The sequence below is a fragment of the Enterobacter cloacae complex sp. SYL003 genome, assembly GCF_049236925.1.
Taxonomy (GTDB): domain Bacteria; phylum Pseudomonadota; class Gammaproteobacteria; order Enterobacterales; family Enterobacteriaceae; genus Enterobacter; species Enterobacter intestinihominis.
Window position 1 is genome coordinate 55,163 of sequence record NZ_JBMKJK010000014.1, and the last position, 11,893, is coordinate 67,055.

Sequence of the window (11,893 nt, forward strand, 5' to 3'; positions counted from 1 at the left end):
GATTGAACAAAAAACAACGCCACCTTACGGTGGCGTTGTCGTTTTTCAGAACTGGTCTCTGTCTAACCAGTTACCGCTTTCAATCAGCGTTAACCCGTCGACCGAACGTTGGTACACGTACATCCATGCACTGCCGTAAGGCGTCTGGATCAACTGGCGAGCGTATTCACCGCCCCTGGTGCGCAAGGCATCAAGTTCGGCCAGCGTAGCATTATCAATACGATAAACTTCACCCTGTACCGTTCCGTTCCCCGGAACCGCGCCTGGATAGTGGCCCAGACTGTACAGCTGATAGTTTTCGATTGTGTAATTTCCCAGCAACTGGGCGTTGGTCATCCAGTGGCTGTTGCCTTGCTTGGTTCGTAAACTGCCGTAAACAAATATTCGCATTGCTAAAACTCAAACTGATAGAGCAGATCAAGTGCCTGGTCTACGCCGGACACTGCTTCCAGATATAGCTTAGGCATCAGGCGGTAACGTAACGTGAGTGTAGCCAGTGAGTCAAAGATCCCCACGCCATATTTTACCTGTAGACCCGGCAGTACATAGCCGCTGACCACTACCTGCGAAGAGTCACCCACGCCCTGAGTGTCCAGCGCCAGATTGCTTACGCCAAACGTCTCGCCGATTTTACCCACAACCTGACCACTTTGTGCAACCCCCAGACCGACTAACATTGACGTCATTGCCGCACCATCGCCCTGCTGGCTATCCAGACCCTGTCCGCGCAGCAGGTAAGAGAGCGCTTCCTGTTGCGACATGGCCGGGTCAGAGAAGATCTCTGCCTTAGGTTCGTCGGCAGAGCCCGTCACGCGCACGCCCGCAATCACATCATCTTCGGTGGCTTCCGGGTTACGGATCGCTTCGATATTCAGGACCGGCTGATCCGGTGGACCGGAGAACAGCAGCTCACCTTTACGCACAATCAAATCCTGACCGTAGGCATGGAAGCGCCCTTCAGGAATATTGATTTGTCCATTCAGGCCCAGCCCCTGCTGATCCTGCGCCACTTTCAGGTCACCCGTGAGTCTCGCCTTCAGCCCAAACGCGTCCAAACGCACGTTATTCCCCACGTGCACGATAAGATTACTATTGATCGGTATGCCAGCGCTCTTCTGTTCAACAGGTTTCAGATTTTCATTGAGCATAACTTCATCACTGGAGACGCCAACCGCGCTTTCCGGCACCTCGTGAACCACGATGCGCGCCCACGGGACGTCGACGCGGCCGTCCAGCGTGAAGAGGCTTGGCGTTGCCTCAAAGACCACGTCTGGCGATACGTCCAGCCGCACCATCGGCGGTACCGTGATACGCACCCTGCTGCCTTTGGCCGCAATACGGGCGCGCCAGTTATCAAGCTGGCTCCAGTCTGCGTCACCGCTCAGGTTGATTTGTCCCTGCTGCGTCAGCACTGAACCACTGAGGGTTGAGCTTTGGCCGTTAAAGTTCATCGCAAGCTGGCTTGGCTGCATATCGAACGGCATAAAGTTACCGTCGATGTCCACGCCGCTTAGCCGCATCTGGCCAAACAGCTGCGGGCTTTGTGCATCTCCCGCCAGGCGCAGGTTGGCGCTGAGCATACCCGCCGCTTTTTCACCCCGCGAGAAAATCGGATTCACCATCGCCAGGTTGAAGTTGCGAATATTGACGTTGCCGCCGAGGTTGCGCCGCCCTTGCGGATCGGTAATTTGCACCTGGCCGTCAAGCTGACCGTTGTTGGTCAGACGAATAAGCCACCCCAGCTCCGCGCGGTTGTTACGCAGGTCGGCATTCAGATTCAGGGTGTCGAACGCCACCGGCAGCGGCGCGTCATTGACCTCCTGCGTGACCTTCACGTTACGCCCGGAGAGACTCACGCTGCCCTGCGGCAGCCCCTCTTTGGTGGTGTCCCACGCGACGTCCGCTTTACCGCTAAAGACCCCGCTCGCCTGGGTGGTTTCCGGCATAAACGGTTTCAGCATGGCCAGGTCAAAACGGTTGAGGTTGAGCTGCGCGCGTCCTTCCGCGCCCGCATCAATGGTCTGCGGCACGCACAGCTCGGCGTTCGGGTTGGTCCAGCAGTGCGGCCCAATGCTGATTTTCTGCTCTGCGTTGCGGTAGTCCAGCGCGATGGATCGGGACAGCACCAGCGGGCCAACTGGCGTGCTGAAGCGGGTGTTGTCCAGCTGCCCTTTCCAGCGCGTCGCGTTGCGGTCAAAGCTGCCGGTCAGGTGCAGCTGCCCGGAGACCGGCTCGCCCTGCACGCGCAGCTGGAGATCGTGCTGCTTCTCGTTACCTTTCGCCGCCAGCGTCACCAGGCTGATGTTCACGTCCGGCTGAGAAATACGCTCCACGCGCAGGTCGAGGCTACCGCCGATCTGATCGGTGGATTTCACGTCCCCTTCTACGCGCACGCGGGCAATGGAAAGTTCCTGCCAGCGCAGGTTATTAGCGGTAATGTCCGCCAGCAGCTGCGGCGCTTCCACCGTACCGCGAACCTTCACTAACCCTTTCGCCGTACCACCAAGGCCCGGCAGGGCGTTATCAAGGTTTGGCGCGTCGATGGTGGCATCCAGATCGAGGTCTTTTACCCCCAGCTCGCCTTTGATATCCGCCGTGTTGCGGCCCAGCGCCACGTGCAGGCCCGGGATCACCCACTGGAGATAGCTGTTGCCCTTAACCGAGCCCTCTACGTTGACTTTGTTCTGCTTTACGTTGCCGGTCAGCTTGATTTCCGGCACGTCCATCTGCCAGGTGCCGCCGTACAGGCTGCCGCGGGTTTTGATCAGACCATTCAGTTTTGACGGCCAGTCCGGGACTTCTTTAGCGGTGTTGATCCCGGTCAGCTTCAGCTCGCCGCGCCAGCTGATCGCCTGCTGCCAGTCGAGCAGCGCGGTCAGCTCGGTTTTCCCTTCCAGCGCCGCCACGGTCAGCTTGTCGAGGTTAACCTGCAACTCGTTACCCTTCGCATCCAGAGTAATATCGGCGGGCGGTACTCCCTGCCCCTTCACTGCCGTACGGAACGACAGCGTGTAGTCGGTCATTTTGCCACTCAGCTTCAGCTTTAGATCGTCGGCCTGGAACTGCTTTTCACCGGTGAACGGCCAGTAAAGCTGCTTGCTGACAATCTCAAGGTTGAGCGGTAGACCGGCCTCTGCCAGCTGGGTTTGCCCGCGCAGTACCATATCCACAGGGCCGGAGAGGTTCACGCCGAACTCCAGCTTCTCGCGCAGCGCGCCGCCGACTTTCACCTTAACCTTCTCGCCTTTCAGCGGATCGATGTTCAGGGCGCTGTTAAGGGTAATATCTACCGGCCAGTTATCGCGCAGCAGCGCATTGCCTGAGGCATTTACCGACCCCTGGTTGGTATCGATATCCAGCGCGTCGAGCTTCATGTTGCCGTCGATACTGCTGACTTTAAGCAGCATGTTGAAGACCGTCAGATCGGTATCGCCGGTCAGACGCAGCTGCTCGCCCTTAAACTCTTCGATATTGAGGTTCAGCGGCAGATGCACGTCGGTCATCTCCGGCAGAACCGGTTTCGAGAAGAGATCTTTCAGCGTTTCACCCAGCGGTTTTTCTTCCGGCTGCGGGTTCTGGATCTTCGGCTCGACGATCTCTTCCTGCGCCACGTCGGCCACCTTCGGCAGCGCAATCAGCAGCCCTTGCAGGGAGGTTGGGGTCAGGGTGAGGTTTTTCTCCTGCCAGCGCAGACCGGAGGTGAAATCCATCACCGATACCGTCGTGTCGTCGATTTTGATATTGACGTTATCCAGCGCGACCCGGTAGAGCGCAATCGGGTACGGCGTGGAGAGATTCAGCGGGCCGCTGTCCTCTTCTTCGACAGGCTCAGACTTCGGCATTTTTTTGGAGTCTATCGCCACGTTCACATCTTTTAGCGACAGATCGTTTACGCAAAGCTGGCTGTCCCGCAGGCAGCCGAGCTTTACCGCCAGATGAAATTCGCCCGCGTTCACCGCCACGCCGGGCTGTTCATAACGAATATTCTTCAGGCGCAGATCGCGCCAGCCGCCCGTCACCTGGCCGATTTCCAGCCCTGGCACCCAGCGGTTCGCGGCGTTAAACAGCAGATGCAGACCCGTGGTGGTGCCCACCAGAAACGCCACCGTACCGAGCAGTAATACGATAAAAATCAGCACCCCGAGGCTTATCTTCTTCCATAAACTCATAATTCAGGCCCCAGACCGATGTAAAACTGTAAACCGTGTTCTTCTTTGTCGCCCACCGGAACGGCGAAATCGAGCTTGATCGGCCCGACCGGTGACTGCCAGCGCACGCCCACACCCGCGCCGGTTTTGAAATCGCTGCGGCGGATGTCGTTCACCGCCTCGCCGCTGTCGACAAACATGGCGCCCCACCATTTGCCGCTGACGTTGTACTGATACTCCAGCGAGCCGGTCGCCAGTTTAGAGGCCCCGGTCAATTGGCCTTTCTCGTTTTCAGGTGAGATCGATTTGTACTTATAGCCGCGAATGCTGCGGTCGCCCCCGGCGAAGAAACGCAGATCTGGCGGAACGCGTTCGAAGTCACCGGTTTCGATCCAGCCCAGGTTGCCGCGAACCACAAAGCGGTGCTTGTCGTAGAGGGTACGGATCCAGACGTTTTGCGCCTGCACGACGGAGAAATCCACGTCTGAGCCCCAGGCGGAGTTGGAATAATCGATGGAGTAGCGCTGTGAATCGCCCCAGGTCGGCATCAGGCCACCGCGCGAGCGGGTACGGCTGATCATCACGCCCGGATAAAGCAGCATGGTGGTGTTGGTGACGTTTGCCTGAGTAAAGTGGTCAAGGCTCCAGCGCAGGTTAATGGCGCGCTGCCAGCCGCTGGAGAGATCCCAGAAGCGTGATACCGCAAGCGTCGTCGAGTCCTGCTCGGTATCGTTCAAATCGGTACGCTTAAAGCCGCCCTGCACGAGGTAGTATTGCTCAAGCGGATTTTTCAGCAGCGGCATTTTATAGCTGAAGTCCAGCTGCTGTTCAGGCGCAGACAGGCTGACGCTGGTGGTCAGGCTGTGACCGTAGGAGTTCATCCACGGTTTTTTCCACGAGGCTTTCACACGCGGGCCGACGTCCGTGGAGTAGCCGACACCGGTCTCAATGGTGTTCTCGGTGCGCGGTGAGACCACGCCATGCAGCGGTAACACTTTCGTTTTACGGGATTTATCAAATTGCGGTGCCACCACCACGGAGTTAAACCAGCCGGTGGCAGATAAACGACGGTTCAGCTCGCCCAGGTCGCTGGACTGGTAGTAGTCGCCCTTTTTGAACGGCACCAGGTTTTGCAGATACTCATCACGGATTTGCGATCCTTCAAAGGTTACATCGCCAAACCGATAGCGCTCGCCGCTGTCGTAATCGATATCCCAGAATGCCTGACGTCGTTCAAGCGCAACGCCCAGCTGGCTTTTGTTGAACTGGCTGTCAAAGTAGCCTTTGCGCAGCGAAACGCTGGTTAAGGATTTTTTAAAGCGATCGTAATCCCCGTGATTAAGCACGGTGCCCACTTTCGGGCGGTTGCTGAGCAGATCCAGGTAGTCACGATCCGTGCGTGCACCGCCGCGCAGCACCACGTTCGTGCCGCCAATCAGGACGGGTTCTCCCGGCGAGACGCGGGCAATCAACACCTGACGTCCTTTAGCTGGCGGCGGGCGTAAATCGAAATCAATGGTGGGTTCGTAGTACCCCAACGCCTTTAAGCCTTCGCGAATGGCGTCATCCACGCGCGCGCGAAAACGCCGATCCGGCGTGACTTCATCGCTCTGGATGGTGGAAAGCTGCGCACGCACGTTTTTTTCCAGCGCCCCGGATAACCCCTCAACCTGCAAACGGACATTCGCCGCGCTGGCAATCCCGCTTGTCAGCATTAAACTGACTAAACATAACTGGCGGATCTTTGTCACGTTTTCTCCTGAATATCCCTGTTTCCACCCTGGAAGCAAATGCAGTGCCGCTCCGCGGCAAAATACGGCCTGAAAGCCAAAAACCCAAATTACGGGTTGAAAAAGGGCCTAACACCCAAATATTTCTTATGATTAAATCTAGACTCATTCATCGCATTTATTGTGTTCAATTAAACGCTTCGTGACAACCTTAACCGAAACAACGCTACCCCGGAGGCCCCACCGTGAGTTTATTTGATAAAAAGCATCTGGTATCACAAGCCGATGCGTTACCGGGACGCAACACCCCTATGCCAGTGGCGACATTACACGCCGTAAACAACCATTCAATGACAAACGTTCCTGATGGAATGGAGATCGCCCTGTTTGCCATGGGCTGCTTCTGGGGCGTAGAACGCCTGTTCTGGCAACTGCCGGGCGTGTACAGCACCGCTGCGGGCTACACCGGAGGATATACGCCTAACCCAACCTACCGCGAAGTCTGTTCCGGTGAGACCGGTCATGCTGAAGCGGTGCGTGTGGTGTATGACCCGAGCGTCATTAGCTATGAACAGCTGCTCCAGGTGTTCTGGGAAAACCATGACCCGGCGCAGGGCATGCGTCAGGGTAACGATCACGGCACCCAATACCGCTCGGCCATCTATCCGCTCACCCCTGAGCAGGAGGCTGCGGCCCACGCCAGCCTGACGCGTTTCCAGGAAGCGATGCAGGCAGCCGGTGATAAACGTCAGGTCACGACGGAAATCGCTACTGCGAAACCGTTCTACTATGCCGAAGACGACCACCAGCAGTATCTGCATAAAAATCCGTACGGCTACTGCGGCATTGGCGGCATCGGCGTCTGTCTGCCTCCACAGCAGGACTGATTACAACATCAGCGCCACGCGAGCCGCGTGGCGCGCCTGTAAGCAAAAGTGTCAGTTCATTACTTAACCACTCACTGCCTTTTCATCCGGCCACTTTTTGCCGTAAACGTGACCTCTGGCAGATTTACACGCCTTTACGCTATACTACCGCTGAAATAATCGGCTCAACGCTACGAGCTGAGTTCAATGTGTCTTCACACGAATGGTATCAACTCCCCTTCTGAGGATCTGGCGAGAAGCCGGATAAACTATGTTAAACAGTATTTTAGTAATACTTTGTCTTATTGCCGTCAGTGCATTTTTCTCGATATCGGAGATCTCGCTGGCTGCCTCCCGTAAAATCAAACTGAAGCTGCTTGCCGACGAGGGCAACATCAACGCATCACGCATTCTGAAAATGCAGGAAAACCCAGGCATGTTCTTTACCGTGGTGCAGATTGGCCTGAACGCGGTCGCCATTCTTGGCGGTATCGTGGGTGATGCAGCATTTTCTCCGGCGTTTTATAGCCTGTTTGTAAAGTACATGTCCGCAGAGCTGGCCGAGCAGTTGAGCTTCATCCTCTCCTTCTCGCTGGTCACCGGTTTGTTCATTCTATTCGCGGACCTGACCCCGAAACGCATCGGTATGATTGCGCCAGAAGCTGTGGCTTTGCGTATCATCAACCCGATGCGCTTCTGCCTGTATGTCTTCCGTCCGCTGGTGTGGTTCTTCAACGGCCTGGCGAACGTCATTTTCCGCATCTTCAAGCTGCCGATGGTGCGTAAAGACGACATCACCTCCGACGATATTTATGCGGTGGTGGAAGCCGGGGCGCTGGCAGGCGTGCTGCGCAAGCAGGAGCACGAGCTGATCGAGAACGTTTTCGAACTGGAATCCCGTACCGTGCCGTCCTCCATGACCGGCCGTGAGAACATCATCTGGTTCGATCTGCATGAAGACGAGCAGAGCCTGAAGACCAAAGTGGCGCAGCATCCGCACTCCAAGTTCCTGGTCTGTAACGAAGATATCGACCATATCATCGGCTATGTGGACTCCAAAGACCTGCTGAACCGCGTACTGGCAAACCAGAGCCTGGCGCTGAACAGCGGCGTGCAGATCCGCAACACCCTGATTGTGCCGGACACCCTGACGCTCTCCGAAGCGCTGGAAAGTTTCAAAACCGCCGGTGAAGACTTCGCGGTGATCATGAACGAATATGCGCTGGTGGTGGGCATTATCACCCTCAACGACGTCATGACGACGCTGATGGGCGACCTGGTCGGCCAGGGGCTGGAAGAACAAATTGTGCAGCGTGATGAGAACTCATGGCTGATCGATGGTGGTACGCCAATTGAAGACGTCATGCGCGTGCTCGACATCGACGAGTTCCCGCAGTCCGGAAACTACGAGACCATCGGCGGCTTTATGATGTTTATGCTGCGTAAGATCCCGAAACGTACCGACTCGGTGAAATTCTCTGGCTTCAAGTTTGAAGTGGTGGATATTGATAACTACCGCATCGACCAACTGCTGGTAACGCGCATTGATAGTAAACCGACCGTGCTGGTACCGAAGCTGCCAGATGCGGAAGATAAGGTGTCGGCGTAATTTATGAAGGGCAGCGGTGAGCTGCCCTTTCTTTTACCCTCCGAGATTCACTCTAAATTTTAAAAAGGTGATGAATTCAAATAGATAAGCGTTGAGTAAGATATATTGCTAAATTGATAAATTTTACCACTGACTGTGATATATATAGTGTTTTCTTCACTCTCTACTTTTGCTTCAGGATCCGTAGTTATCATAAATGGAGCATACCCGTTCCTGACATCGCCTAAAAAAGCTTCTTCCGATTTTTTTGACGACGCCAAATAATATTTATATACATTCGAAGTCGTAGCTCCCGCATTGCTTTCTGTAATATACAGTACGGAAACCTTCCCGATATTTTCTTTGCGAATAATGTCTTGCTCAATATAGAGAAACTCATCAACAGCACGCCATATGCCATAAGAAGAGATCAGGATTGCGAGTAATATATAAATTTTCTTCCTAGAAACCAGCACGCTGAGCATAGTCTATCCCCGCTCTAATCCATGTTTGATCTGTAGGATCATCGCCATGAGGATCTGGTCCTTTATTGTTCTCAAAATCAGGAGAACTCGTTCCCGCCAGAATCTGAGCGATACCTGCACCTCGTAGCAATATCTCAGGTTTTATACCAGCAGCAATACCCACCGCTCCATAATGAAAGTTGCCGAAATTTTCGTATTGCCTGCCTAATTGATTTTTATAATCCCAGGGGCCATGCCCTCGAACCTGCTTGTAAAACCAAAGATATGTTAACGCTGATGGACCACGGTGAAAACGAGCTATCATCATGTTGCTTACAACTGATACACCTAAGGGGGAGAAGGAAGATATATCATAGGGAGGATGAGGATTAACTGTACTTACCGGATATCTCATTGTTTACCCCTTTCATTCCAGCTATCTGAAAAAAGCAGGTTTCCGTCACAATGTTTCCATGTAATTTTTTCATAACGTACTTCTACACATTCAAGATGATTATGCTTCTCCTTTAATACATCTTTTGTATCATGCATTATTGGTGAAACCCCAACAATAGTGACATTCTCTAAAAGCATATTGTTATATTCAACTTCTTGCCCCGCATCATTAATACGATACCATTTAAACTCTGCGCTTATTAATTTCTGGCCTGTACAAACGGCCTTAAATAGATAGGGAGAAGAGGAATCAAACTCTTTCAAAAAAATGATGCTGGAATGCTTCCTTGTTCCTGTAATTTTCCCTGTCAATGGATCAGTAGGAATTGATACGTTATGTGAAAAACCATTAACCTCTATACTTGACTCTCTTCCTTGAACATCTACTGCCCCCTTAATTAACGCACCACCATCATCTTTCAGCCATAAATAAGCAGGAATAGCCATCATCTAACTCCTTTTCAAAGTGAGATGACCATTGTTCCTGCGTAACGAGATAAGTCCAATAAACAGTTAATGCTTTATTGTCCTATATCAACGGTTACAGGCTGAAAAGTAATTTTAGATTAACTTAATAAAACAGTGTGAAATATATTCACATCCCAGAAAGGCTGTGTGAAATATCCAGAACATGAATATATGTAAAACGATGGCTACAAACATCAACGGCTCCCATCGGGAGCCGTCTTTTTAACTACTACTGCATAGCACGTTGGTTAAGCCATCTCAGTTTGCAGACGCATAACCTGACGGTTGACTTCGGACATCACAGACAAGTGCTGTTTGTCCTTCACTTTCGGGATAAGGATTTTGCCCTTATCGAACTCAAAAGCGCCAACATCCTTGATATACAACCGTCCACGGAACAGGATCTTCACGTACTTCGCCACCTGAAGCGGGTTGTAGCGTTGGAAAATTTTCATTCTTGTATCTCCTGCGAATCATACGCCCTTGCGGTGCCACAATCGGCCCGACTGTCCTGAGCGCAAATTTTGATGCCCAATGACTATAGACCAGAACCTCGTACTTACCCAGTGTGCATAAGTTTATTTACCGTTTGATTACAATTATTCAGAATAATCTTTGCAAAGCGTGATACAGAGCAGTATATGCCGTCGTTTTTGCGTGGATATGTGCGTTCGCCCGCAAACTGGCATCGGGATTGCGGGAAAAGCCCATTGATCGCACTTATGATTAAAAGCGCATGACCAAGTGGTCGGATCACCTGCTCACAATAAGGAAACACCATGACCCTACGTAACCTCCTGGCAGCAGCTTGCCTGTTGCTGCCGCTGATGGCTTCCGCACACAACATTGAAAAAGGACAACGTGTCCCGCCGGTCGGCATTGCTGACCGGGGAGAATTGATTCTCGACAATGATAAGTTTAGCTACAAAGCCTGGAATAGCGCGCAGCTTGCGGGCAAAGTGAGAGTTGTACAGCATATTGCCGGACGTACATCCGCTAAAGAGAAAAACGCCACCCTCGTGGAAGCGATCAAGGCCGCAAAACTCCCGCACGATCGCTACCAGACCACCACCATCGTGAATACCGACGACGCGATTCCCGGCTCCGGGATGTTTGTGCGCTCAAGCCTTGAGAGCAATAAGAAGCTCTATCCCTGGTCGCAGTTTATTGTCGACAGCAACGGCGTGACGCGTAAGGCGTGGCAGCTGGAAGAAGAGAGTTCAGCGATTGTTGTGCTGGACAAAAACGGTCGCGTACAGTGGGTTAAAGACGGCGCGCTGACGCAGGATGAGGTGCAGCAGGTGGTTGCCCTGCTGCATAAGCTGCTGACTCAGTAAAGTGACACCCTGAAGCCAGGATTGAGGAATGACTCGCGCGGGGTGTAGTCCAGTGGCTTACCCTGCCAGTCATGCACATGCGCGCCTGCGGCCGCAGCCACCGCATGCCCTGCCGCCGTATCCCAGACGTTCGTCGGCCCGAAACGGGGGTACAACTGCGCCTGCCCTTCCGCCACAAGACAGAACTTCAGCGACGAGCCGATCGACGTCGTCTGGTGTTCCCCCAGCTGTTGCAGGTACTCCTCCAGCTCGCTGTCGCTGTGCGAGCGGCTGATCACCACCAGCGGAGGACGGGCATCTCGCACCTGGATCTGCTTACGCACGCCGCACTCTTCCTTCCAGGCTTTACCTTCCGCCGCGCTGTACATCACCTTCATCACCGGGGCATAAACCACGCCAAGCACCGCCTTTCCTTTTTCAATCAGGGCGATATTCACGGTAAATTCACCGTTACGCTTGATGAACTCTTTCGTGCCGTCCAGCGGGTCCACCAGCCAGTAACGCTGCCAGTGCTGACGTTCGTCCCAGCCCTGGGGCGCTTCTTCAGAAAGGACCGGAATATCCGGCGTCAGGGTCTGCAAACCTTTCAGGATCACCGTATGCGCCGCGATATCCGCCGCCGTCACCGGGGAGTCGTCCGCTTTGCTGACAACATCCATCGGTTTCGCACCGTCGTACACCTGCATAATGGCATCACCCGCATCCCGTGCGAGCTGACAAATTTGATCTAACATTCTCCACCTCTTCGTTAACGCAGTGGGCATAACTTATTGTTTTAGTTATATCGTAATGTGAACAATTCCGCTATCTGTGAAGCAATTCTGGTTTCAGCGTTC

General features: G+C 53.6%; 11 protein-coding genes. 3 read left to right on the forward strand and 8 right to left on the reverse strand.

The window, feature by feature from the left end; translation table 11 throughout:
• Nucleotides 1-45: 45 nt before the first annotated feature.
• From ACOT1A_RS17540 to tamA, 3 genes are read right to left on the reverse strand one after another with little or no spacing between them, the layout of a single operon-like run.
• On the reverse strand, nt 46-390 hold the full coding sequence (locus tag ACOT1A_RS17540) for a gamma-glutamylcyclotransferase family protein (RefSeq protein ID WP_045307822.1): 345 nt from the start codon (nt 388-390) through the stop codon (nt 46-48).
• 2 nt (nt 391-392) lie between these two features.
• Nucleotides 393-4,169, reverse strand: coding sequence for an autotransporter assembly complex protein TamB (tamB, locus tag ACOT1A_RS17545; protein ID WP_276170237.1), 3,777 nt, complete (start codon nt 4,167-4,169; stop codon nt 393-395).
• A complete protein-coding gene (gene tamA, locus ACOT1A_RS17550; RefSeq protein ID WP_063853075.1) occupies nt 4,166-5,899 on the reverse strand; it encodes an autotransporter assembly complex protein TamA in 1,734 nt (577 codons plus the stop codon). The genes tamB and tamA overlap by 4 nt, the downstream gene beginning before the upstream one ends.
• A gap of 224 nt (nt 5,900-6,123) precedes the next feature.
• Here tamA and msrA point away from each other — a divergent pair, with 224 nt between their 5' ends.
• Nucleotides 6,124-6,765 carry a peptide-methionine (S)-S-oxide reductase MsrA gene (msrA, locus tag ACOT1A_RS17555; RefSeq protein WP_003856057.1) on the forward strand — a complete coding sequence of 214 codons (642 nt, stop codon included), beginning with the start codon at nt 6,124-6,126 and terminating at the stop codon, nt 6,763-6,765.
• 250 nt (nt 6,766-7,015) lie between these two features.
• Nucleotides 7,016-8,353, forward strand: coding sequence for a hemolysin family protein (locus ACOT1A_RS17560; RefSeq protein ID WP_022646849.1), 1,338 nt, complete (start codon nt 7,016-7,018; stop codon nt 8,351-8,353).
• Nucleotides 8,354-8,412: 59 nt separating this feature from the next.
• Here the strand turns inward: ACOT1A_RS17560 and ACOT1A_RS17565 are convergent, their stop codons facing one another.
• From ACOT1A_RS17565 to ACOT1A_RS17580, 4 genes are all read right to left on the reverse strand, one after another.
• Nucleotides 8,413-8,817, reverse strand: a complete 405-nt coding sequence (locus tag ACOT1A_RS17565) for a hypothetical protein (protein WP_105322940.1) — start codon at nt 8,815-8,817, stop codon at nt 8,413-8,415.
• Nucleotides 8,795-9,211 carry a polymorphic toxin type 44 domain-containing protein gene (locus ACOT1A_RS17570; protein ID WP_071892806.1) on the reverse strand — a complete coding sequence of 139 codons (417 nt, stop codon included), beginning with the start codon at nt 9,209-9,211 and terminating at the stop codon, nt 8,795-8,797. Before ACOT1A_RS17570 ends, ACOT1A_RS17565 begins: the two co-directional genes overlap by 23 nt.
• Nucleotides 9,208-9,699: an Hcp family type VI secretion system effector gene (locus ACOT1A_RS17575; protein ID WP_046621020.1), complete on the reverse strand. Its 492-nt coding sequence runs from the start codon at nt 9,697-9,699 to the stop codon at nt 9,208-9,210. Before ACOT1A_RS17575 ends, ACOT1A_RS17570 begins: the two co-directional genes overlap by 4 nt.
• 269 nt (nt 9,700-9,968) lie before the next feature.
• A complete protein-coding gene (locus ACOT1A_RS17580) occupies nt 9,969-10,175 on the reverse strand; it encodes a DUF1107 domain-containing protein (protein ID WP_003856054.1) in 207 nt (68 codons plus the stop codon).
• 324 nt (nt 10,176-10,499) lie between these two features.
• On the opposite strand from ACOT1A_RS17580, the gene ACOT1A_RS17585 reads away from it, so the two are divergent.
• Entirely contained in the window at nt 10,500-11,057 is a 558-nt protein-coding gene (locus ACOT1A_RS17585; RefSeq protein WP_017383934.1) for a YtfJ family protein, read from the forward strand.
• On the opposite strand, the gene cysQ is transcribed toward ACOT1A_RS17585, so the two are convergent.
• Nucleotides 11,051-11,791 carry a 3'(2'),5'-bisphosphate nucleotidase CysQ gene (gene cysQ, locus ACOT1A_RS17590; protein ID WP_022646848.1) on the reverse strand — a complete coding sequence of 247 codons (741 nt, stop codon included), beginning with the start codon at nt 11,789-11,791 and terminating at the stop codon, nt 11,051-11,053. The genes ACOT1A_RS17585 and cysQ overlap by 7 nt on opposite strands.
• Nucleotides 11,792-11,893: the final 102 nt, after the last annotated feature.

Coding starts and splice junctions, on each gene's coding strand:
- ACOT1A_RS17540 (WP_045307822.1), bottom strand. CDS start 390: ATGCGAATATTTGTTTACGGCAGTTTACGAACCAAGCAAGGCAACAGC.
- tamB (WP_276170237.1), bottom strand. CDS start 4,169: ATGAGTTTATGGAAGAAGATAAGCCTCGGGGTGCTGATTTTTATCGTA.
- ACOT1A_RS17560 (WP_022646849.1), top strand. CDS start 7,016: ATGTTAAACAGTATTTTAGTAATACTTTGTCTTATTGCCGTCAGTGCA.
- ACOT1A_RS17565 (WP_105322940.1), bottom strand. CDS start 8,817: ATGCTCAGCGTGCTGGTTTCTAGGAAGAAAATTTATATATTACTCGCA.
- ACOT1A_RS17570 (WP_071892806.1), bottom strand. CDS start 9,211: ATGAGATATCCGGTAAGTACAGTTAATCCTCATCCTCCCTATGATATA.
- ACOT1A_RS17575 (WP_046621020.1), bottom strand. CDS start 9,699: ATGGCTATTCCTGCTTATTTATGGCTGAAAGATGATGGTGGTGCGTTA.
- ACOT1A_RS17580 (WP_003856054.1), bottom strand. CDS start 10,175: ATGAAAATTTTCCAACGCTACAACCCGCTTCAGGTGGCGAAGTACGTG.
- ACOT1A_RS17585 (WP_017383934.1), top strand. CDS start 10,500: ATGACCCTACGTAACCTCCTGGCAGCAGCTTGCCTGTTGCTGCCGCTG.
- cysQ (WP_022646848.1), bottom strand. CDS start 11,791: ATGTTAGATCAAATTTGTCAGCTCGCACGGGATGCGGGTGATGCCATT.